The organism is Kitasatospora sp. NPDC034023 (assembly GCF_055575795.1).
The window spans coordinates 99,474-121,653 of sequence record NZ_JBVIRY010000013.1 but is presented as its reverse complement, the minus strand read 5'-3'; the positions used below and the strand labels follow the sequence as shown (position 1 = coordinate 121,653).

Below are 22,180 nucleotides of genomic sequence, written 5' to 3'. Positions count from 1 at the left end.
CGGTCGACAGTTGCCTTGTTGCCCGCCGCCGCGAGGGCTTGCCTCCCGGGCACTCGGGACCGGGAGGCGAGCCCCCGCGGCGGCGGGTCCCGCTACGACGTGGCGGCCTTCCGGCCCGCGCCGCGCAGGGCGGAGAGGACCGCCGCGAGGATCATGATCCCCATCATGGTGTAGAAGGCCGCCTTCAGGCCGTGGGCGAAGGCGCTCGCGAGCTCGCCGTTCAGCTTGCTGGTGCCCACGAAGATCTCGAACGCCAGGTTCCGCGGGATCGAGTGCGAGGCCACGAGCATGGCGGTGGTGAAGGAGAAGACCATGCCGATGCTGGAGAAGGTGCGCAGCACACCGGAGGCGATGCCCAGCCGGTCGGGTGGGGCCGCCTTCATCACGGCGGTGCTGTTGGCCGGGAAGAAGAAGCTGCCGCCGATCATCATCACGAGGTTGCCGATGGCGGTCAGCCACAGGCTGCTCGTCGTGGTCATCTGGGCGAAGATCCCCATCGCGACGACCGAGATGCCGAGCCCCATGGTCGCGGGGATGACCGACCCGAGTTTGTCGGTGAGCTTGCCGGCATAGGGCCCCACCACCGCGCCGATCACATAGCCCGGGACGAGCAGCATCGAGGCGTCGATCGGGTCCATCCCGCGGGTGCCCTGGAGGTACATGATGACCAGGAAGAGCACCGCGAAGCTGCCGATGCCCTGGAGCATCGAGGCCAGGAGCGAGGGCGCCATCGACGGGATGCGGAACAGGGACAGGTCGAGGGTCGGCTCCTTCTGCTTCAGCTCGACGAAGACGAACGCCACCAGGAGCAGGATGCCGCCGACCAGGTATCCGATCAGGGTCGCGTCGAGCGGGCCGGACGCCAGTCCGGTCATCGCCCAGAGCACCCCGAAGAGGCCCAGGCCCAGCGTGATCATGCCGGCGAAGTCGAACTTCCGGCGCTGCCGCTCGCTGGTGTCGCGCAGCACCCGCTGCGCCAGCACCAGCGCGATGATGCCGATCGGCACGTTGACCCAGAAGATCCACTGCCACGACACGTAGGTCACCATGACGCCGCCGGCCAGGACTCCGAGGACCGAGCCGAACGAGTAGCCGAAGGCGTTGTAGCCGTAGGCACGGCCGCGTTCCTGCGGCGGGTAGAGCTCCGAGATGATCGCGCCGCTGTTGGAGGCGATCAGTGCGGCGCCGACCCCCTGGACGAGCCGGGCGCCGATGATGCTCGACGCGTTCCAGGCGACGGCGCAGAGCACCGAGCCGAGGGTGAACACCAGGAAGCCGGCTTTGTACATGCGCACCCGGCCGAACATGTCACCGAACCGGCCCAGCTGGGTGGCGAGTACGGTGACCACGAGGAGGTAGCCGACGACCACCCACGTCACGGCGGACAGGGTGATGCTCAGGTCCTCTTCGATCGCCGGGAGGGCGAGTACCACGATCGTGCCGTCGACCGCGGAGATGAGCACGCCGATCATCACGACGAGCATGCCGAGGCCCCGCCGTGGCGGTGTTAACCGCGAGGTGTCCTCCGCCGTGGCCGAGATGCTTTCACTGACCATCGCTAACCAACCCCGCATCCCTCTGATGACTATTACACTAGATTGCTAGCATGCTGGCGCGAAAAGGGCCACGGCCGACCAGGGCTCTCCACCACGAACAAGGGGGCACCGCATTGGTGGACCATGTTCGCAGCACGTTCACCGAAGCCACCACCGTCTCAGCCCGTTCCACGCGCCGCACACGGGGAACGCCCCCGGCCCCGAAGGGAATCGGGGGCGTTCGACGGGGTGGGAGCGCGCCGGACGTCAGGGGTAACCACCGGGTTCCGGCGGCCGTCGACGCGCTCCCACCTCGCGACAGCCGCTCAGCCCTTGAGCGGCGCCTCGATGCTCCACTCCCGTCCGTCCGGGTCGCGGACCACCATGCGCTGGGTGCCCCAGTGGGTCTCCTCGAACGGGGAGACCACCTCGACGATCGGATCGGGCCGGAAGGTCTCCGCGTCCTCGACGCGGAGCACGAGCTGGACCTGCGGTGCACGCTCCTCAGGGATCTCGCTGACGACGAAGTACGGTCCTTCGTCGTTCTTGAGCATCCCGGAACCGTGCTCGGTGGCGAACTCGATCTTGAAGCCCAGAGACTCCAGGAACTTGGCCGTCTTGCCCCAGTTGTGAGTCTCTACGTAAACGCCCTCGGCACCCCGGGTCGTCATGTGTTGATTCCTCTCACGCGGTTCCGTCTTGTATGTGCTTCTGGCGCTCGGCGAGATGGTTGCGCAGTGCCTCGGCAACCAGCGCCGACAGCGACAGCTCGCGGTCGATGGCGTAGTGCTTCACCTGCCGAATCAGCTCCACCGGCAGGTAGACGTTGAACTGCTTTACCTCTTCGGCAGTCATGCTAGCATGCTAGCACTGCCGGGGTGGGTCGTAAAGAAGTGGCACCGAGTACCGGACGGCCGCAAGGGCCTCGTGTACCGGGCAGCCGCGCGGGCCCCGCGCCCCGGCCGGCGCCGTCCGCTCCACCGCACTCCACTGCACTCCACTGCACTCCACCGCACTCGACTGCCCGAATAGCGCCCGAGCATTCCGGGAACGGCGGCCGATCCGCGGACCGTCCCCCCCAATAGCGGAAATGCACAGGCGGCCCGAACTCCCCCGCGTGGAAGGCAAGTTCCCCACCCCGACGAGTTCCCCGACCAAGCACCCCGCGTTATGCTCGGCCCATGCGATTCGGCTTAATGGCAAGCAATCCACTTGAATGGCTGCTGGTCAAGTTCAATTTGATCGCGCGGCCCGTCCTCGACACCCAGGTAGCGGGCACATACGTCCACGTCATCATGGCCGCCGTCAAGGTCGGCCTGTTCGACACAATGGCCCACGGCCCCGCCACCGCCGAAAAGATCGCGGCCGGCTGCGGTATCCACCCCGACGGCGCCGCGAAACTGCTCCCCGCGCTGGCGGCATCCGGATATCTGCGCGCCCGGGGCGACCAGTACGAACTCAGCCCGCTCTCCCGCAAATGGCTGGTCACCACCAGCAAGCACGCGGTGAACGACAAACTGATGCTGCAGTTCTACGAGCTGGGGCTGATGGCGCGGGCCGACGAGTACCTGCGCAGCGGAAAGCCGCTGGACTTCCACACCGGCATGAGCGACGAGGTGTGGGACTCCTACCAGCGCGGCATGAAGTGCCTGACGACCGGTCAGACCGGCATGGTGGCCAAGGCCATCCCGGTCCCCGCGGGCGCCACCGACCTGCTCGACATCGGCGGCTCGCACGGGGCCTACTCGGTCGCGCTGTGCCGCCGCCACCCGTCGCTGCGCGCCGTCGTGTTCGACCTGCCCGACGCCGTCCGGCACGCCGCGCCGCTGCTGGCCGAGGAGCGGATGGGCACCCGGGTGCGCCACCAGCCCGGCAACGCGCTGACCGACGACTTCGGCGAGGAGTGCTACGACGCCGTGGTGATCATCGGCGTCGCGCACCACTTCAGCGACGCGCAGAACCGCGAGCTCACCGCCAAGGTGGCCCGCGCGCTGCGCCCCGGCGGGACCTACACCATCGCCGAGTTCCCCGCCGCCAGCGGCGAGGGCAAGACGCAGCAGCTGGCCGCGCTGCGGGACTTCTACTTCGCCCTGGCCAGCGAGTCCGGCACCTGGTCGCCCTCGCAGATGGCCTCCTGGCAGCGCGCCGCCGGCCTCCGGCCCGCCAAGCCGGTACGGCTTCCCGCCAGCGGCGGCCTCAACCTCCAGTCGGGCCACAAGCCCCGCTGACCTGACATGCCCCTGGCCCGGCCTCCGCGAACGGAGGCCGGGCCAGGGGCATGTCGCAGGCGTCAGGCTGTGGGCGTCAGGGTTCGGGCTCAGGCTGTGGGCGTCAGGCTGTGGGCAGGGCCCGCCTCACACCGTGACCTGCACGGAGACCGGGCCCCGGGTGATCATCAGCGGCTGCCAGACGATCTCCTCGGCCAACGCCAGCCGGTCGAACCGGCGCACCAGGCGGCCCACGGCGATCCGGGCCTCCAGCCGCGCCAGTGCGGCCCCCAGGCAGTGGTGCGGCCCACCGCCGAAGGAGACGTGCTTGCGGGCGTTCGGCCGGTCCAGCCGCAGCTCGGCCGCGGACGGACCGAAGACCTCCTCGTCGCGGTTGGCCGAGGCCAGGCCGGCCAGCACCGTCGCCCCCGCGGGGATCACCGTGCCGCTCGCCTCGTGGGGCGAGCGGGTGATCCGGCGCGAGTACTGCACGGAGGTGTCGTACCGCAGCAGTTCGTCGGCCGCGTTCGCGTCCAGGTCGGGGCGTTCGCGCAGCAGGCGGAGCTGTCCGGGGTGGCGGAGCAGCGCCACCAGGCCGTTGGCCAGCAGGTTCATGGTGGTCGCGTAGCCGGCCAGGTACAGCAGCACGACCTGGGCGATGAGCTCCTCGTCGCTGAGCACGTCGCCGTCGTCCTCGGCCCGGATCAGCTGGGTCAGCAGGTCCGGATCCTCCCGGACGAGGTTGCGGCGCTTGGCCTCGATCACGGTGGCGACGCGGTCGACGAGTTCGGTCTCTGCCGTCTCGATCGCCTTGATGAGCTCCGGGGTCGGCTCGGCGACCGGCTCCAGTGAGTGCGCCAGGATCTCGGCCCGCTCCCGCAGCCAGTGGTAGTCGGCTTCCATGCCCAGCATGTCGCAGATCACCAACAGCGGCAGCGGGTAGGCGAGTTCGGAGACCAGGTCGGCCTGGCCGTGCTCGGCCGCCCGCTGTTCGACGCGGTCCAGTGCCTCGTCGACGAGGCCGGTGATCAGCGGGGCGAGCGCGTTGATGGCCCGCTCGGTGAACACCTTGGTGAGCAGCTTGCGGAGCCGGGTGTGGTCCGGCGGGTCCTGGTCCATCATGGACAGGGAGTGGATCCGGCTCTTGGCGACGTTGTCGTCCTCCACCGAGTGGTCGGCCCGCAACAGGTTGACCACGTCCGCGTGCCTGGTGACGATCCAGAAACCCGCCGGGTGCCGGTACACCGGATTGGTCGCGCGCAGTTTCGCGAAGTGCGGATACGGGTCGTCAGAAACTCCCGGTGCGAAGGGATCGAAGGCGTACGGCTGCCCGTTCGTGGCCGCACTCGTCATGGGTGGTGGTGTTTTCCGGTCGACCATGGGATTCCATCCCGTCCTGTCGGAAGTCGGCGGGCCGAAAATGCCGTCGGACGAGGGCATTCGACCAGTTCCGTTTATAGGTAGTGAGGTTGACGGCTGGCAAGGCGGAGCGGACCGGGACGACGCCGGGCCGTCCGAGTGGGGAATCTCCCCACTCGACTGTCGGCGAATGCGCCCGCCGCCGTCCGGCGGCGGTGTTTCCGGGCCTTGCTTGACGCGTAAATCCGGGCTCTCGAAACTCGGAACCGGGGACGCGGTCCCCCGTGCACGCACCCTTCGCCACTGACCCGAGAGGTTGACCGTGCCTACTGAGAAATCGAAGGTACCGGACGAGACAGCAGTGCGGGTGGCCCTCTGGCGGGCCCTGCACGTGCGGACCGACGCGCCTCCGCACGTGGTCGAGGACGAGATCGGACTGCGCCTGGTGTCCCCCGGCGAGGACTGGCACCGGCGTCCGGACATGGCCGGGGACGGGATGCGCGGGTTCCGGGCCGGTGTGGTGGCCCGGGCCCGGTTCGTCGAGGACCTGGTGGCCGAGCAGTGCGCCGCCGGTGTGACCCAGTACGTGATCCTCGGTGCGGGACTGGACACGTTCGTCCAGCGCCGGCCCGAATTCGCCGACCGGCTGCGGGTGTTCGAGATCGACCAGCCCGCGACCCAGGAGTGGAAGCGGCGGCGGCTGGCCGAACTCGGCCACGGCTCCTCGACGTGGCAGCACTGGGTGCCGGTCGACTTCGAGACCGGCGAGGTGTGGTGGGACCGGCTGGTCGAGAACGGCTTCGACCCGGACCGGCCCGCGGTGCTGGCGTGCGCGGGCGTCACCATGTACCTCAGCGAGGAGGCGGTGCGGGACACCCTGGACCAGGCCGCGCGGGCCGCCGCCGGCTCGACGCTGGCGATGACCTTCATCCTGCCCACCGCCTTCGACGAACCGGAGGATCCCGCCGCGCACGCGGCCGCGGGCAAACCGAAGCCCGGGCCCCGGGTGCAGTTCCGCAGCCACTTCACCCCCGACGCGATACTGGGCCTCGCCCGGAAGGCCGGATTCCGCGAGGCCCAGTACGTCTCCACCGAGGAGATCACCGCGCGCTACTTCGCCGGCCGGACCGACGACTTCCGTCCGGCGGCCGGCGAGCCCTTCATGCTGGCGCACACCTGACGGCTGCCCGGCGCACGGGGGCGCCGGTCGGCCGTCACGTGGTGACGACCAGGAGTTCCTCCGCGTTGGAGGGCCGCAGACCGTCCGCGCGGTCGGCGAAGTAGCGGGCGGTCAGGGCGGTGGCGGGGATGTGCTCGGCCGTGCGGAAACCCGCGTCGCGGGCCAGCGCCAGCATCTCCTCGGGCTCGAAGAAGCTGGTGAACGGCGTGCCGAAGGCGCGCGCGGCCTCCTCCACCCGGGCGCGGAGCTCCCGGGGGCCCGGTTCGACCATGGCGAGCGGGAGTTGGAAGGTGGTGGCCAGTGTCGAGCCGGGGGCCAGCGCGGTGCCCTGGCGCAGCATGGCCACGACGGCCTCCCGGCCGAGGAAGGTGGTGACACCGAGCGAGACGACGACGGCGGGCTGCCCGGCGTCGAAGCCCGCCGTCACCGCGGCCTCCCACCAGGATCCGCCCGACTCGAGGTCGTACGGCACGAAGTGCGGTCCGGCGGGGGTGTCGAGGCCGAGTTCCGACAGCCGCCGCCGCTTCCATGACTGCGGTCCCGGCGAGTCGACTTCGAAGACCCGCAACGACGGGAGGAGTTCGGTGCGGCGCTGGGCGAAGGTGTCCAGGCCGGCTCCGAGGATGACGTACTGGCCCACGCCGCGGCCGAGTTGTTCGAGGACCAGGTCCTCGGCGAACCGGGCGCGGGTGATGACGGCGGCCCGGGCGAACGGGTTGTCGTCCGGGTCCATGTCGGGGCGCCGACGCCAGTCGCTGCCCGGATCGGCGAGACGGAGACCGAGTTCGTCGTCGAACACCGCCGGCGGGTCGTCGTGTTGCACGTGGAGCGCACGCCACAGGGCGGTGCGCACCGCGGTGCTGCTGGGCTCGGCGCCGGTCTGCTCAGGCATGGTGCCCCCTTGCGGCGGCCCGGCCGTGCGGCGTTCCGGGGGCTGATGTTCCGGGGAATGGGGTTCCGGTGTGCGGGATGGTCATGTCCGGTGTCCTCCCGATCGCAACCTGCGGGGTTCGGATCGGCGAGGGGGCTGCGCGGCGCGGTCCCGGGCGTGCGGACAGCGCTCTCCCTGCTGGAATTCGCGGGTGGATCGACGCGCAGCACCACGCACGTCAGGCTGCTGACGGCCTCGCCGTCCGATGACGCGAAGGTAGCGCGCCCGCCGTCGAGATCGCCAGGCAGCCGGGCGGTGGAACGGCCGGGCCGGGGGGCGGCCCGGCCGTTCACTCAGAGCTCGGAGGCCAGCGTCCCGCCGCGACCCCAGTGGTCCGTCTCGACATCGTTGATGATCACGGTGACGGCGGCCTCGGGGCACTTCACGATCCGCGCGACCGTCGCCGTCACCTCCTCGACGAGCTGGCGGCGCTCGGCCACTCCCACACCCTTCCACCAGTTCACCTGTACCAGGGGCATGTCCGGTTCCTCTCCGTCCAACCTGTCCAACCTGTCCGGCCTATCGGATCCATCGGATCCATCGGATCCATCGGATCCATCGGATCCATCGGGTCTCTCGGGTCTCTCGGATCCGTCCGCGATTCGGCTGCTCACGCGGCGGTCCGCACCGTTGCCGACCGTCGCACCCGGGAAAGTCCTTCGTCGCGGCGGTGGACCGCGGGCGGTCCGTACCGCCAAGATGCACATGCGGGGTCGGTCCCTCCTCCTTCTCCGCTACTCCTTCTCCGCGTCCCGCTGTCGCTGCTCCACGGCGGCCGCGAAGTTCTGCCACATCCGGCCGCACTCCTGGGCCAGTTGCACGATGTCGGCCGCCCGGTGGGCGGGTACGTCCCCGCTGACCCGGGCCCAGGCATCCGCGTTTAGCGCATACATGTCAAGCAAGCGCAGCAAAAGACGCCCCGATTCGGAGAACCGCAGCGAAGGATCGCTGCGCAGGCTGCGCATCAACGCGGACCGGTCGGCCGGCCCGGACGCCTGGATCCGGACGCAGACGGTGGCCCGCCCGGACGCCGCGCGCCGCTCTCGGTCCTGGTCGCGGTCCTGGTCCTGGTCCTGGTCCGGCAGGCCCGGCGGTTCGGACGCCGTCAGGGCCTCGGCACGGCGCGAGTCGTCCCGGACGTTGCGCACGGTGTCCGGGCTGACCCCGGCCTCCCGGGCGATCTCGCGCAGCGACGCGTCCTGCCGGTCCGCGAGCAGGCTGCTCACCCTGGCCCGGGCCGCGGCACCGTTGACCGGCCGCATCCTGCCGTCCCGGCCGCGGCGGTGGGTGATCGGTTCGGCGTCCTGGCCGGAACGCCGGCGGATCGACCCCACCGTCTTGTGCGAGAGTCCCACGACCGCGGCGATCGCCCGGTCGGACCACTCCGGGTAGGCGCCGAGGATCCGCTCGGTGGCCGCCGTCCGTTCGGCCCGCGACAGCGGCAGCCCGTGCGTGACGTTCTTCTCGACCGCGAGCACGAACGCCTCGTCGCTGTCGCAGTCACAGAAGTCGACGTCGATGGCCTCCTGACCGCGCAGTTTCGCCGCCAGGAGGCGGTGGGCGCCGTCGACCACGCGCATCGTGCGGCGGTTGACGAGGATGGGCGGCAGCGCGGCGTCGGAGTTCGCCAGCAGACGGGCGTGCTCGTGGTTGGGCCCGGACAGGCGGGGTGAATCGGGCTGCACGATGTCGGTGAGCGGCAGGCGGGTCAGGGCCGCCGGAGGCGCGGACCTCCCGTCGTCAGTCCTCTCGATCACGCCACCAACGGGCTGAGGGTTCACAATGCCACCTTCCTGCTCGAAGCGACCGTCGCTGCTGATGCAGCTCGTCCTGCGGACTTCCTGTCTCGATGAGCGGTGCTGTGCCTGTTGATGTGCCTTCTGATGCGCCCTCCGATGCGCCTCGACTCTCCGATCGGTTCGCCCGGTGCGCCCGCCCCGGGATAGCCGGTGCACCGACGGGCGGCGGTGCCCGTCGGTCGGCGACGAGCTGCCTGTTCGTCGCCGACCTTCCCGCACGCTGCCAGGTGAGAGTCCTACCGGCATGAGTCAGATATCCCGACCCTTCCCGTCTCGGATGGGAATCGTGGCCGGCCCGGAGTTCCCATGCCGTCCGGGCCAGATGACTCACGACACCGCGGCGCCCCGCCGGGTTCGATGACCGCTGTGCCTACCAAATAGGAGGTAGCGGAATGTGCCGTATCTACGGCCATTTCAACGCCGTGGTGCCGCCGGACGACCTCGCCCGGGTCAGCGAACTGCAACGTCACGGCGGCCCCGACGATCAGGGCTGCTCGGTCGGCCCCACCTGGTCGTTGGGCAGCAACCGACTCGCCGTCATGGATCCCGCCGGCGGACGCCAGCCCTACCGCTCCGGGTCCGGGGCCGTTCACGTCGTCCTCAACGGCGAGATCTACAACCACGCCGAACTGCGCGCCAGACTGGGCGCGTTCGGCCACCGGTTCACCGACCACTGCGACGGATCGGTGCTCCCCGCGCTCTACGAGCAGTACGGGGACGCGTTCGTCGACCACCTCGACGGCATGTACGCCATCGCCGTCCTGGACCTGCGCGCCGAACCGCGGCTGGTGCTGGCCACCGACCACCTGGGCATGAAGCCCCTGTACCACCACTGGGACGAGCGCCGCGGCGCACTGTACTTCTCCTCCGAGATCCCGGCGCTCCTCGCGTTCCCGGACGTGTCGACCAGCGTCTGGACGCCCGGACTGGAGTCCTACCTCGCGACCAAGACGCCGTTCGGCGAGCAGACCATGTTCCGGGACGTCGCGGTGCTGCCGCCGGCCGTCACGGCGGTCCTCGACCGCGCCGGAGGGCTGCGCGTCCGGCGCCGGCCGTCGCCCGCGCCGCAGGCCGGCGCCCGGAACGGCGATCTGCGCGCGCTCCTGCACGGAGAGGTCGAGGCGCTGCTGGACGCGGACGTGCCGCTCGCGTCGATCACCTCCGGGGGCCTGGACTCCAGCCTGGTGACCACGCTCGCCACCGGCCGGGCGCCGGGGCTGCACACCTTCAACATCGCCTACACCGGCACATGGCCCGACGACGAGCGGCACTTCGGGCGCCAGGTCTCCGACCACGCCGGGACCAGCTACCACCAGGTCGAGCTGGATCCCAAGGAGTTGCCCGACCTGCTGCCGCGGGTCGTGTGGCACCTGGGCCAGCCCAACGCGGATCCGATCACCGTGAGCAGCTACGCCCTGTTCGCCGCGGTGCGGGAGGCCGGTTTCACCGTGGCCCTGACCGGCGACGGCGCGGACGAGGTGTTCGGCGGGTACGGGCGCATGCGCGCGGCGGCGGAGGCCGCCGAGGCGGGCAGGCCCTGGTACCAGCCGTACCTCGACGAGTTGGCCGTCCTGCCGGCCGCACGGCGCAAGCGGCTCTACACCGCGGACTACGCCGCGGCGGTCGGTTCCGCGCGGGCGCTGCCCGAGTCGGCGACCGACGCGCTGCGGTCCGGGCCGGGCACCGTGCTCGACCGGATCACCGCGTTCGAGATCGGCTACCGGCTCCCGGCCTACCACCTGCGGCGGGTCGACCACCTCAGCATGGCCAGCTCCGTCGAGGTCCGACTGCCGTTCTGCCAGCAGAGCGTCGTCCGGCACGCGGTGCGGCTGCCCGACCGGGACCGCATCCACGGCGGGGAGGTCAAGCGCGCCCTGTACGCCGCCGCGCGCGGCCTCCTCCCCCAGGCCGTACTGGCCCGCGAGAAGCAGCCGTTCACCCTGCCGATCGCCGCCATGCTGACGCCCGGCTGGCCGCTCTGGGACTACGCCAGGGATCTGCTGGCCACCGACCGGTTGCGGCGGGCCGGCGAACTCGACCCCGGCGCGGTGGACCGGCTCTTCGCGGACCAGGCCGCCCGGCCGGGCAACGCCACCGCCCTCGCCCTCTGGGCCCTGCTGGTCTACGAGATCTGGCGCGAGCAGTTCAGCGTCGCGCCGTCGGTCCCACCGTTCCGGGAGCCCAAGGACGTGGCGTCATGATCGGGCACGTCGTCTACGCGCACGGGAGTCCGTGCCCCACCCTCGTCCTCGACGCCCGCCGTCTGCCGCGCAGCGAGGGGTCGTTGCTCGACCGGCTCGCCGTGGCCCGCAAGTGGCTCGATGACGTCGGCGCCGGGCACATCCTGAAGATCGCGCTGGTCGAGCCCGCCGAGCACCCGCTGTTCGACCTGGACTACCGGTTCGTGCAGGCGCTTCCGTCCGGGCCGACCGCCTTCGACCTGCGCGGCTCGTGCGGGCACTCCATCCTGGGGTCCGTCGTCGCCAGTGCCGAGTCGGGGTCGCTGCCCCGGCTCTCCCCGGGGATGCGGGTGCGCGTCATGGTCCGCAACAACGGCGACCACATCGTGTGCGAGATCGCCGAGGCCCGCCGGGATTCCGCACTGTTCGACATCCATTTCGTCCAGCCGGCACCGAAACCGCTGAGCCAGCTGCTGCTGGCCGGCGCGGCCACCACGACGGTCGAGGTGGACGGCAAGCCGGTGCCGCTCTCTCTGGTGTCCATGGGCAATCCCTACGCCTTCGTGGCGGCCTCCACCCTGGGACTGTCCCGCCCGGAGGACCTGTTCGCCGACGACCAACGGCTGTTCGACCGGCTGGTGCGGATCCGGCGGGCGGCCGCGGCCGTGCTCGGCTGGCCCGTCGACGGGGCCTTCCCCAAGGTGGCCGCGGTGATGGCCGCGGAGAGCGGCCGGATCGCCGTCCGCGCGATCTCGGTGCCCACCTGGCACCCGACGATCGCGCTGACCGGGGCCGCCTGCGTCGCCGCGGCCGTCCGGATCAAGGGCACCACGCCCTGGATCGCGGCGCAGCAGGCGGGCGTGCCCGACGGCACGGTCGACATCGTCACCTCCGGTGGGCGGTCGAGCGTCAGCGCCACGGTGCGCAACGGCGCCTACGAGCCGGAGCTCACCTGGATCACGGTCCGCGGCAAGCGCACCACCACCCTCGGGTCGTTCCCGATCGAACCCCTCGCCCGCCTCCAGCCGAAGGAGATCACCGCATGTCTGTCGCTCTCCAGGTGATCGACCCCGGAGGCGGGCTGCCGGCCGCTCTCGTCGAGCGCCTCGACGCGGCGGCGGCGCGCAGCGCGTCCACCGGCCGGCCCGACGAGACGCTGCTGGCCGAGCTCGGGCAGGCCGGCCTGTTCGGCGTCGCCGTTCCCGCCGCGTACGGCGGGTTCGACGGGGACGCCAGGCTCGTCAACCACGTCGTCGCCCAGGTGGCCCGGGCCAATCCGTCCGCCGCGATCATGTTGTTCCAGCACTACGCGGTCAGCGCGCGCATCGCCGAATGGGGCGACCCGGCACAGCACGCCCGGTTGCTGCCCGCGCTGGCCAAGGGCGATCTGCTCGCCGCGTCCGGGTGGAGCGAACCCGGCGTGGGCGCGGCAAAGAAGCGCCTGAACACCACCGCGGAACGGCTGCCGGACGGCCGCTGGCGGATCGACGGCGCCAAGTCCTTCACCACCAGTGCGGGCGTGGCCGGGCTCTACCTCATCCTCGCGCGGACCTCCGACAGCGTGGAGGAGTCGAGCGACGGCTACGGCTCCACCGGTCAGACGTTCTTCCTCGTCCCCGCCGAGGACGAGGGCCTACGCCCCGACCTGAGCCTCGACCTGGTCGGCATGCGCGGCTCGGCGACCGGGTTCGTGTCCCTGCACGGCTGCGTCGTCGACGACCGGGACCGGCTCGGCCCGGTCGGTGAGGCCACCCGCATCATCGCCTCGGTCCGCCGGACGGGTGCGACGCTCGGCGCGGTCTCCCTCGGCATCGCGTCGGCGCTGCTGGACCTCGCGGTCGAGCAGGTCCACCGCCGTCGGCAGCCACCCGACGCGGTCACCCGCTTCCGGCTCGTCGACCTGGCCACCCGGATCGAGGCGACGCGCGCCGTCATCGACCGGGCCGGCCGCCGGGACGCGGCCGATCCGGGCCTGGCCACCCTGCACAGCAAGCTGTTCGCCACGGAGACGGCCGAGCAGGTGGGCGTCGAGGTGGCGCGCCTGCTGGGCTCCGGGGGGTACGTGGTCGCCAACCGCATCAACGGGCTGATGGCCGACGCCCGCGCGGTCGCGCACATGGGCCCCACCAACGACCTGTGCCGAGAGCTGGTGAGCGCCACATGGCTCGGGTGAACGTGCAGCTCGCGGTGGTCAACGGGCGGCTGGTGACCCCGGCCGGTGTCCGCCCGGGCGTGGTGCTCGTCGCGGACGGACGGATCGTCGGGCTCGCCGACTCCGCGCCCGACCACGTCCCCGTCCTGGACGCGGCGGGCCGGTACGTGCTCCCCGGGCTGATCGACTCGCACGTCCACTTCCGCACCCCCGGTCTGGAGCACAAGGAGGACTGGGAGCACGGCAGTCGCGCCGCCGTCGCCGGTGGCGTGACCACCGTGATGGACATGCCGAACACGGTGCCCCCGACCCTCCACCCGGACGCCGTGGTCGCCAAGGCCCGGCAGATCGCCGGCCGTTCGCTGGTCGACTACGCCTTCCACATCGGCGCGGACCCGCTGCACCCCGAGGTCCTGGTCGACCTCGATCCGGCGATCGCCCGCAGCGCCAAGGTGTTCATGGCCGGGCACCACACCGCGCCCACCGTCCTCAGTGATCCCGAGGTCCTCGACAAGGTGTTCGCCGCCGCGGCCGCCTCCGGGGTGCGGCTCGTCCTGCACGCCGAGAACCAGCGGCTGCACGACCTGCTGGACGCCTGGCGGGGCGGTCCCCCCGGCTCCTACCGGGACTACGAGCGGTGGCGGCCGCGCAGCAGTCCCATCTCGGCGGTCGTCCAGGTGCTGGAACTGGTCCGCCGGCACGGCACCAAGGCGCACATCCTGCACCTGTCGAGTACGGAGGAGGCCGACCTGGTCGCGGCGGCCGCCGCCGACGGACTGCCGGTCACCTTCGAACTCACCGCCCACCACCTGTCGTTCACCGATGCCGACACCGTGCGCGGCGGCGCGCGGACCCGGCTGGCCCCGGCGATCCGCGGCCGCCGGGACCAGGACCGGCTGTGGGCGGCCCTGCGGGCGGGCGAGGTCGCCACGTTGGGCAGCGACCACGCGCCGCACACCAAGGACGAGAAGGAGCGTCCGGTCGCCGACGCGCCACCGGGGCTGCCCGGCGTGCAGGAGCTGGCCACCGCGGTGTGGACCGGGATGCGCCGGCGCTGGCCGGACGAGGACCAGGACACCGCGGTCCGCCGGCTGGTGCGCCACCTGGGGGAGACGCCGGCGGACCTGTTCGGGCTGACCGGCAAGGGACGGCTGGTCGCCGGGGCCGACGCCGACCTGGTGGTCTTCGACCCGGACCACCGCTGGATGCTGTCGGCGTCGGACGTCGAGGCCAAGTGCGGCTGGTCCGCCTACGAGGGCTGGACCTTCACCGGCCGGGTGCAGGTGACGGTCAAGTCCGGGCGGATCGCCTACGACCGGGAGCAGGGCACGTTCGGCGCCCCCGTGGGCCGCTGGCTGTCGCCGCTCGACCACGAGCGGGAGGGCACCGGCCATGAGTGAACGGACCGTGGCCGTCGCGGGCGGCGGCATCGGCGGCCTCGCTCTCGGCATCGCCCTGCGCCGCACGGGGATTCCCGTGACGGTCATCGAGCGGACCGCGACCCTGCGGGACGCGGGGGCCGGTCTCGTGCTGTATCCGAACGCGCTGCACGCACTGGCGGAGATCGACACCTCGCTCGCCTCGGCGGTGCGAGCCGCCGGGCACGTCCCGGAGGCGGACGAGGTCCGCCCGATCGTCGGCACCGACGGCGCGGTCGTCGCCACCGACCGGGTGGGCGAGCTGAGCCGCAGGTTCGGCGCGCCGCAAGTGTCGCTCCTGCGCACGTCGTTGCAGTCCCTGCTGCTCCGGTACGCCGGCGACGCCGGAGTGCGGATGCGGCACGGCATCAGCGTGACCGGCTGCACCGACCACGGTGACGAGGTCGAGATCGCTCTGTCCGACGGGAACCCGACGACGACGGCGGCGGCGGCCCTGATCGGCGCCGACGGCCTGCATTCCGTGGTGCGGCGGCACCTCCTCGGCGCGGAACCTCCCCGCTACTGCGGATACACGACCCTGCGGGGCCGCTCCCCCGCACCGCCCGAGTTCCCGAACGGGTTCATCGTGACCGCGGACGGCATGGGCCTCTTCGCCGCCCCGGTCGGTCCCGGACAGCTGTACTGGGCGGCCAAGGTGGCCGCACCGGCCGGTGTCTGGACCGCCAAGGCCCCGCCGGAGGCGATGGCCGATCTCCTGGCGCTGATGGCCGGTTGGCACCCGGCGCTGGTGGACGTGGTGCGCCGCACCGATCCCGACGCGCCGGCCGTGGTCACCGACATCAACGACCGGGAACCCGTCGCCGACTGGAGCCGGGGCCGGGTCAGTCTGCTCGGCGACGCCGCGCACCCGATGTCACCGGGCGCCGGGCAGGGGGCGGGCATGGCCCTGGAGGACGCGGCCGTCCTGGGCGGACTGCTGTCCCGCACCGCCGACATCCCCGAGGCGCTGCGCCGTTACGCCGGGCAACGCGCACCGCGGACCGCCGTCGTCGTCAACCAGTCGCGGCAACGCGATCACGTCGTCCGCGGCGAGCGGGGCGAGTTCAGCACGCACGACAAGGACCTGACCGATCTGTTCGGCTGGCGCGCGGAGTTCGGCCTCGCCGCCGAGTGACACAGCGACCGGACCGGACCGGATCCGTACGGATCGGAATGGATCAGTACGGAACAGCACGGAACAGCACGGAACAGCACGGAACAGCACGGAACAGCACGGAACAGCACGGATCGATACGGACAAGCACCGGACGAACGAAGGGTGGACCGTCATGGAATCGGGCACGACTCACTGGAACAACGTCAAGATCGACTATGACAAGGTACTGAACACCGACGCCTCCAACGTGGCCCTGCTGTCCGCGGCCGTGGACCGCCTGCCGGCGGACACCGCCGACATCCTCGACATCGGCTCGGGCACCGGCCGGCTCACCTCGCTGTGCCGCACGGCACTGCCCCAGGCCAGGATCCTCGGGGTCGACCCCGCCCCGACCATGGTCAAGGAGGCGACGGCCAAGTTCGCCGCCGATCCGCTGACCTCGTTCCAGGCCGGGGTGGCCGAGGACCTGTCGGACATCCCCGACGAGAGCTTCGACGTGGCCATCAGCAGCTTCGCGCTGCATCACCTCGAACTCGACACCTACCCGAAGGCCGCGGCGGAAGTGCTGCGCGTGCTGCGCCCGGGCGGGGTGTTCATCAACGCCGACCAGTTCTGCCGGGTGATGGGGCCGGCCGGCAGCAAGGCGCGGGCCACCGACGTCCTGGAGCTGCTGACCGACAAGGCCAAGTACTACCTGCGGGAGGCCGGCTTCGAACGCATGCTGCTCCAACTCGACCTGCTGCCCCGGTTCCTACGGGAGGACGGGGAGATCCTCACCACGCCGGAGTTCTGGCGCGACCGCCTGCTCGACGCGGGCTTCGACCGGGCCGAGATCATCGCCACCCCGCCCGAGGAGCTCTACAACCGGGTGATCGTGGCACGGAAGGCGCCGCGCGCGAGGTCCTGACGGGCCGGGCGCGGTGGTGGGCGTGACCGGCGGGCACCCCACCACTCGCCGTCCGGGTCAGTGGCCGAGACCGGCCTGTCTGGCCCGGACCGCGGCTTCGGTGCGGTCGACCAGGTGCAACTTGGCGAATATCCGGGACAGGTAGTTGCGCACCGTCTTGACGGAGAGGCCGAGTTGATGGGCGATCACCGCCGTGCCCAGACCGTCCGCGACGAGTTCCAGCACTTCCAGCTCCCGGTCCGTCAGCTCCGGGAAGGGCTTGGCCACCCCCGCCGGCTGGGCCAGGTGGTCGGTCACCCACCCCGACGTACTGGAGTCGAAGACCAGGCCTCCGGACCGGACGATCCTGATGGCCAGCACGAGGTCCTGGGAGGGTGCGCCCCGGGAGAGGTAGCCGCGGACACCGGCACGCATGGCGGCGAGAAAGACCTCTCGGTCGTGGGCGATGCTCACGACCAGCACGGCCGTGTCGGGAAAGCGTTCCGTAATGGAGGTGATCAGGTCGACGGTGGCGGCGCTCGACGGGGCCGCGTGCAGTAACACCACGTCAGGGCATAAGCGGTGGATCGCCTTCACGGCATCGGGCCCGGTGTCGACGTCCCCGACCACTTCCAGTGCCTCGACACCGTCGAGCAGACTTCGCAGACTCGATCTGTATACCAAACGGTCGGCGGCGATCAACACGGCGACGGATTCTGCGCAGGCAGACTTCAGGGCCACTTGGTCGGACATGCCGCTCCTCCCCTGGTAGCAGCTCGCATACCAATGATCACGGTACCAAATCAGGGCGCACAGCACTGCCCATAGGTGCAAGGCAATCGAACAGGAAACAGGCGGCGCAGCCCGGGGAGCAATCAGCAGTCCGGGGAGCATTCAGGAGCGCACCAGTGCGGAACTACGAAACCACGCGCTCGAACATCACCCGAGGGGTATCATTCTCTTATTCTAAAGTCCTTTGGAACTTGGGAGTGGGTCGCCGTGGCATCCCGAACTCAACCGTCGACCATCGCCCCGCCGGCGTCGGAGGAATCCGCGTCGCGTCGGCCGACCTGGTGGTTACTGGCCGCGCTGGTCGTGGTCTCCCTCAATCTGCGGGCCCCGATCGCGGCGGTGTCGGCGCTCCTGACCCCCATCAAGTCCGGGCTGGGCCTGTCCGGACCGAGCCAGACCCTGCTGACCGTGCTGCCCACGGTCTGTCTCGCCCTGTTCGCCTTCACCGGCCCCGCGCTGGTCCGGCGGATGGGCGAGGAACGCCTGGTGGCGACCTCCGTGATCGTGCTGCTCGTCGGCGACCTCGTCCGCACGGTGCGGAGCGAGAGCGCACTCTTCCTCGGCACGCTGCTGGTCGTCGCCGCGATCGGGGCGATCAACGGCGCCATTCCCGGCATGATCAAACGGAAGTTCAGCAGCCGGATCGCACCGATGATGGCGCTCTACACGATCGCCCTCACGGTGGGCGCGGCCGGCGCCTCGGCGCTCGCCCCCCGGCTGAGCGGCAGTCAGGGCACGGACTGGCTGGCCTCCCTCGCCTGGATCACCGTCCCGGTCGCCGTGGTCGCCTGCGTGATCTGGCTGCCCGTCCTGCGGCAGCGCACCCTGGGCGTCGGGCGGGCCCGGATCCCCGCCGCGCTGTGGCGGGACGCACTGGCCTGGCAGGTCACCGCCTTCTTCGGATTCATGGGCCTGTCCTTCTACTTCGTCCTGGGCTGGCTGCCGACGATCTGCCACCAGCGGGGCATGACGCTCGACGAGGGCGGCCTCGTGCAGGCGGTCACCTCCCTGATCCAGGTGGCCGGCTCGCTCGGGGTTCCGCTGCTGATCCGGCGGCTTCCCGACCAGCGGATCGTCGCCGTCGTCGTCGGCGTGCTCAACGCGGGCGGGTTGATCGCGCTCATGCTGGCGCCGATCTCCTTCGGTGCCTGGATCGCCGCGCTGCTGCTCGGCCTGGCCCAGGGCTCCGGGTTCGCCCTGGCGCTGACCCTCATCGGGATGCGCGCCAAGGACGCCGATACGGCCGTCGGCCTCTCGGGTATGGTCCAGGGCGTCGGCTACCTCATCGCCATCCTGGGGCCGCTGGCCGGCGGGATGCTGGTCACCGCCTCCGGAGGCCTCCCGGCAGCGCTCGTCCTGATGCTGGTCGTCACGGCCGGCGAGATGATGGCGGGCCTGGGCGCCGGGCGCAACCGTCACGTCCTCGAACCGGCCGTGCCCCGGCCCGGCACCACACGATAGGTCCGTCATGTCCGAACTGAACACGCCGAAACTGAGCCTCCCGATCTACGCGGAGCTGTCCCGGGTCGGAAAGGTGCTCGCCAACCCGCTCCGGCTCCGCCTGCTCGATCTGCTCGACGGGCGTGAACTCACCGTCGAGCAGCTCTCCCAGGACTCCGGGATCCCGTTCAAGAACACCTCGGCCCAGTTGCAGCAGCTCCGTTCGGCCCACCTGGTCGACAGCCGGAAGGACGGCACCAGCGTGCGGTACCGCCTGGCCGACGACGACGTGGCCCGATTCCTCGGCGTGTTCCAGGAGTTCGCCGAGCGGCGCCTGGCCGACCTGCGCAGCGTCATCAACGACCAGCTCGGCGACCTGAGCGAGCTGGAACCGGTGACCGTTGACGAGCTGACCAGCCGGGTCGGCGGCGGGGCGCTGGTCATCGACGTCCGCCCGACCGACGACTACGCGATGGGGCACGTGCCCGGCGCCGTCTCCCTCCCCCACGACCAACTGCTGAGCAGGCTCGACGAACTCCCGGCCGACGCCGAGATCATCGCCTACTGCCACGGGCCCTTCTGCGTGACCTCGGCCGAAAGCGTCCGGCTGCTCCGGGCGCAGAACCGGCACGCACGTCACCTCGTGGGCGGCTTCACCCGCTGGCACCGCACCGGACACCCCGTGAACACCGACACCGGCCCGTGAGACCGGGCCGGCCCGGGAGACCGAGCCGGCCCGGCCCGGCCCCACTGAGGAGAGGGCAACCATGCGCATACGAGGAAGTCGGGTCGCCGTCGTGGGCGGCAGCATCGCCGGCTGCGCCACGGCCGTCGCCCTGGCGCGGGCAGGCTGCAAGGTCACCGTGTTCGAGCGCAGCCGGGGCGGTCTGCGCGACCGCGGCGCCGGGATCACCCTCCCGGCGTCGCTCTACGGCGAGTTGCTCGACGCGGGATACCTCGGTTCCGACATGCGGGTGCTGCGGCGTCCCGAGCTGATCTGGCTCACCCGCGCGGAGCGGTCGGCCGAGGGCCGCGTGGTCGGCCGTCAGCCGTACCCAGCGATCATGGCGAGCTGGGCGCTGGTCTGGCAGGGGCTGCGCGCCCGGGTGCCGGACCGCGACTACCACGAGGGCGCGACGGTCACCGACGTCCGGCAGGGGGACGACGGCGTCCGGCTCCTGGTCGACGGCCGCCCCGCCGGGACGTTCGCCGCCGTCGTCGGCGCCGACGGCTACCGTTCCACGGTGCGGCCGGCGGTCGCACCCGAGGCCGCCGTGCAGTACGGCGGGTACGGCCTCTGGCGCGGCGACCACCCCGCCGACCGGGGGGCGGCCGGCCCGCAGTCCCCGCTGCTCGACGACTTCGTCGCGGTCGGCTTCCGCGGCGGCCACGCCGTGTTCTACCGTATTCCCGACGCCGGTTCCGGCGGCTTCCGGCAGAACTGGGCGCTGTACGGCAGCGTGCCGCACGACCTCTACCCGGCCGAGGCCGCCCCGGTCCCCCGGGGGCAGGTCACCGAGACCGCCGCCGGCTACCTGGACGAGCTCATCACCCGCGAACTGCCGCCCGTGTGGGCCGACGTGGTGCGGCGCACCGAGCGGCACGAACTGTCCATCAACCCGATGTACGACACCACGGTCTCCCGCTACGCCAAGGGCGCCCTGCTGCTGGCCGGCGACGCCGGGGCGATCGCCCGCCCGCACACCGGTGCCGGCGCGGTGAAGGCGATCCAGGACGCCTGCGCCCTCGAACTCGCCTGCCGGGAACACGAGACGTGGCCGGAGGCGCTGGCCGCCTTCGACACCGCGCGGCGAGGCGCCGGCAACGCCCTCACCCGACTCGGCCGGCACCTCGGAAGGATGCGCGTCGAGGAGTCCCCGGACTGGTCCGCCCTCACTCCGGCGGACTTCGAGTCCTGGCTGCACGCGAACACGCACGGCTGGCAGAGCGCGTACGACCCGACCTGACCCGTAGGAACGACGTCCACCACCCACCCAGGAGGAAGAGATGTTCACCCTGCCGCCCATCACCCTGCCCGGCATCGACGACTACGCGGAGGCCCACTCGACCCCGGACCCGGCCCAGTTGGCCGGCGTCAACGGGAACGACCTGGGCATGGGCCACCTGATCAGCGGCCAGGTCGTCGGCGGGCTCCTGCGCATGGTCATCCACACGCTGCAGCCGAAGGTGGTCCTCGACATCGGCACGTTCACCGGTTACTCGGCGCTGGCCATGGCCGTCGCCCTGCCCGAGGGCGCCCGGGTGATCAGTTGTGAGATCGACCCGGAGCGGGCCGAGGTCGCCCGCAAGCACATCGCCGAAGCCGGCTACGCCGACGTCATCAGCGTGCGGGTCGGTCCCGCGCTCGACACGATCTCCGAGATCGAGGAGCCGCTGGACCTGGTCTTCATCGACGCGGACAAGCCGAGCTACCACGCCTACTACTCCGCGACGCTGCCCAAGCTCTCCCCCCGGGGGCTGATCGCGTGCGACAACACGATGTGGCGCGGGGAGATCATCGACGCGGACACCACCGACCCGGACGTCCTGGCGCTCCGGCAGTTCAACGACGCCGTCGCCGCCGATCCGCGGAGCGAGGTCGTGATGCTCACCGTACGGGACGGGGTCACGCTCATCCGGCGCGTCTGAGGCCCGCCGAGCGGCCACCGGTGGCGGACGTCACGCCTCCCCCAGCCCGGCCACCAGATTTCCGGGCGCGATGAGCCGGTACGCGTCGACGACGAGCTCGCGCACCTCCGTCCAGTCGACCGGCACGTCGAGGTAGACCCCGACCCAGTCGCGTCCACCGTAGGGCGGCGAGAAGAACCGGTCGGGTTCGGCGGCGACCATCGCCTCCTTGGCGCCGACCGGGGCCGGTACCCAGAAGCTCCGCCGACCGCGCGGGTGGTGCTCCGAGAGCTGGGCCAGCGTCCGCCGCCGGATCCGCCACGACGGCTCACCGTGGTGGTTGGCCACCTCGACCACCTCGGGCAGGCCCAGACACAGCGCGCGCAGCCGCTCCTCCACCTCGTCCTCGGTCATGCCGTGTCCGTCCCCTCTCCGCCGCGGCCCTCGAGACGACGCCCGCTTTGTCGTGCTCAGCCCTACCGGGATTCTCGCAGGCGACGACAGAGTCCAAACCTCCGCCCGTTGTTGACGAATAGTCAGCAAGTTCCGTCCATCG

Annotated in this window: 21 protein-coding genes; 12 read left to right on the top strand and 9 right to left on the bottom strand. The window is 71.3% G+C overall.

Annotation, left to right across the window (positions count from 1 at the left end; translation table 11 throughout):
* Positions 1-92: 92 nt before the first annotated feature.
* The 3 genes from ACZ52R_RS19145 to ACZ52R_RS19135 form a co-directional block, all read right to left on the bottom strand.
* Positions 93-1,484, bottom strand: coding sequence for an MFS transporter (locus tag ACZ52R_RS19145; protein WP_465753777.1), 1,392 nt, complete (start codon positions 1,482-1,484; stop codon positions 93-95).
* Between the two features lie 377 nt (positions 1,485-1,861).
* On the bottom strand, positions 1,862-2,206 hold the full coding sequence (locus ACZ52R_RS19140; RefSeq protein ID WP_360502050.1) for a VOC family protein: 345 nt from the start codon (positions 2,204-2,206) through the stop codon (positions 1,862-1,864).
* Positions 2,207-2,219: 13 nt separating this feature from the next.
* Positions 2,220-2,390, bottom strand: coding sequence for a ribbon-helix-helix domain-containing protein (locus ACZ52R_RS19135; RefSeq protein ID WP_360502052.1), 171 nt, complete (start codon positions 2,388-2,390; stop codon positions 2,220-2,222).
* A gap of 341 nt (positions 2,391-2,731) precedes the next feature.
* On the opposite strand from ACZ52R_RS19135, the gene ACZ52R_RS19130 reads away from it, so the two are divergent.
* Complete coding sequence (locus ACZ52R_RS19130) at positions 2,732-3,763, top strand: class I SAM-dependent methyltransferase (RefSeq protein ID WP_465623519.1); 1,032 nt, start codon at positions 2,732-2,734, stop codon at positions 3,761-3,763.
* A 126-nt stretch (positions 3,764-3,889) separates the two neighbouring features.
* Here ACZ52R_RS19130 and ACZ52R_RS19125 read toward each other — a convergent pair whose 3' ends face one another.
* Positions 3,890-5,095 carry a cytochrome P450 gene (locus ACZ52R_RS19125; RefSeq protein ID WP_465663939.1) on the bottom strand — a complete coding sequence of 402 codons (1,206 nt, stop codon included), beginning with the start codon at positions 5,093-5,095 and terminating at the stop codon, positions 3,890-3,892.
* 328 nt (positions 5,096-5,423) lie between these two features.
* Here ACZ52R_RS19125 and ACZ52R_RS19120 point away from each other — a divergent pair, with 328 nt between their 5' ends.
* Positions 5,424-6,281, top strand: coding sequence for a class I SAM-dependent methyltransferase (locus ACZ52R_RS19120; protein WP_465623522.1), 858 nt, complete (start codon positions 5,424-5,426; stop codon positions 6,279-6,281).
* Between the two features lie 34 nt (positions 6,282-6,315).
* Here the strand turns inward: ACZ52R_RS19120 and ACZ52R_RS19115 are convergent, their stop codons facing one another.
* From ACZ52R_RS19115 to ACZ52R_RS19105, 3 genes are all read right to left on the bottom strand, one after another.
* On the bottom strand, positions 6,316-7,173 hold the full coding sequence (locus ACZ52R_RS19115; RefSeq protein WP_465623523.1) for a class I SAM-dependent methyltransferase: 858 nt from the start codon (positions 7,171-7,173) through the stop codon (positions 6,316-6,318).
* Positions 7,174-7,505: 332 nt separating this feature from the next.
* Positions 7,506-7,691, bottom strand: coding sequence for a tautomerase family protein (locus ACZ52R_RS19110; protein WP_360502064.1), 186 nt, complete (start codon positions 7,689-7,691; stop codon positions 7,506-7,508).
* Positions 7,692-7,946: 255 nt separating this feature from the next.
* Positions 7,947-8,969, bottom strand: a complete 1,023-nt coding sequence (locus tag ACZ52R_RS19105; RefSeq protein ID WP_465663937.1) for a ParB/RepB/Spo0J family partition protein — start codon at positions 8,967-8,969, stop codon at positions 7,947-7,949.
* Between the two features lie 434 nt (positions 8,970-9,403).
* Here ACZ52R_RS19105 and asnB point away from each other — a divergent pair, with 434 nt between their 5' ends.
* From asnB to ACZ52R_RS19075, 6 genes are all read left to right on the top strand, one after another.
* Positions 9,404-11,212 (top strand): asparagine synthase (glutamine-hydrolyzing), encoded by a 1,809-nt coding sequence (gene asnB / locus ACZ52R_RS19100; protein WP_465623527.1) that lies wholly within the window; start codon positions 9,404-9,406, stop codon positions 11,210-11,212.
* Positions 11,209-12,255 carry a PrpF domain-containing protein gene (locus tag ACZ52R_RS19095; RefSeq protein ID WP_360502072.1) on the top strand — a complete coding sequence of 349 codons (1,047 nt, stop codon included), beginning with the start codon at positions 11,209-11,211 and terminating at the stop codon, positions 12,253-12,255. Before asnB ends, ACZ52R_RS19095 begins: the two co-directional genes overlap by 4 nt.
* Positions 12,234-13,364, top strand: coding sequence for an acyl-CoA dehydrogenase family protein (locus ACZ52R_RS19090; RefSeq protein ID WP_465623530.1), 1,131 nt, complete (start codon positions 12,234-12,236; stop codon positions 13,362-13,364). Before ACZ52R_RS19095 ends, ACZ52R_RS19090 begins: the two co-directional genes overlap by 22 nt.
* Positions 13,352-14,743, top strand: coding sequence for a dihydroorotase (locus ACZ52R_RS19085; protein WP_465623532.1), 1,392 nt, complete (start codon positions 13,352-13,354; stop codon positions 14,741-14,743). The genes ACZ52R_RS19090 and ACZ52R_RS19085 overlap by 13 nt, the downstream gene beginning before the upstream one ends.
* Positions 14,736-15,896 (top strand): FAD-dependent monooxygenase, encoded by a 1,161-nt coding sequence (locus tag ACZ52R_RS19080; protein ID WP_465753776.1) that lies wholly within the window; start codon positions 14,736-14,738, stop codon positions 15,894-15,896. The genes ACZ52R_RS19085 and ACZ52R_RS19080 overlap by 8 nt, the downstream gene beginning before the upstream one ends.
* A 154-nt stretch (positions 15,897-16,050) precedes the next feature.
* Entirely contained in the window at positions 16,051-16,785 is a 735-nt protein-coding gene (locus tag ACZ52R_RS19075; protein WP_360502081.1) for a class I SAM-dependent methyltransferase, read from the top strand.
* A gap of 57 nt (positions 16,786-16,842) precedes the next feature.
* On the opposite strand, the gene ACZ52R_RS19070 is transcribed toward ACZ52R_RS19075, so the two are convergent.
* Positions 16,843-17,517 (bottom strand): response regulator transcription factor, encoded by a 675-nt coding sequence (locus tag ACZ52R_RS19070; protein WP_360502084.1) that lies wholly within the window; start codon positions 17,515-17,517, stop codon positions 16,843-16,845.
* A 246-nt stretch (positions 17,518-17,763) separates the two neighbouring features.
* Here ACZ52R_RS19070 and ACZ52R_RS19065 point away from each other — a divergent pair, with 246 nt between their 5' ends.
* The 4 genes from ACZ52R_RS19065 to ACZ52R_RS19050 all read left to right on the top strand — a co-directional run bounded on the left by ACZ52R_RS19065 (position 17,764) and on the right by ACZ52R_RS19050 (position 21,645).
* Entirely contained in the window at positions 17,764-19,017 is a 1,254-nt protein-coding gene (locus ACZ52R_RS19065; protein WP_465623535.1) for an MFS transporter, read from the top strand.
* A gap of 7 nt (positions 19,018-19,024) precedes the next feature.
* The gene (locus tag ACZ52R_RS19060; protein ID WP_465623536.1) at positions 19,025-19,702 is read left to right on the top strand and encodes an ArsR/SmtB family transcription factor; all 678 of its coding nucleotides are present in this window, start codon (positions 19,025-19,027) and stop codon (positions 19,700-19,702) included.
* Positions 19,703-19,763: 61 nt separating this feature from the next.
* Complete coding sequence (locus ACZ52R_RS19055) at positions 19,764-20,963, top strand: FAD-dependent monooxygenase (protein WP_465753775.1); 1,200 nt, start codon at positions 19,764-19,766, stop codon at positions 20,961-20,963.
* A 40-nt stretch (positions 20,964-21,003) separates the two neighbouring features.
* Positions 21,004-21,645 carry an O-methyltransferase gene (locus ACZ52R_RS19050; protein WP_465753774.1) on the top strand — a complete coding sequence of 214 codons (642 nt, stop codon included), beginning with the start codon at positions 21,004-21,006 and terminating at the stop codon, positions 21,643-21,645.
* Between the two features lie 30 nt (positions 21,646-21,675).
* On the opposite strand, the gene ACZ52R_RS19045 is transcribed toward ACZ52R_RS19050, so the two are convergent.
* Entirely contained in the window at positions 21,676-22,038 is a 363-nt protein-coding gene (locus ACZ52R_RS19045) for an MmcQ/YjbR family DNA-binding protein (RefSeq protein ID WP_465753773.1), read from the bottom strand.
* Positions 22,039-22,180 lie beyond the last annotated feature (142 nt).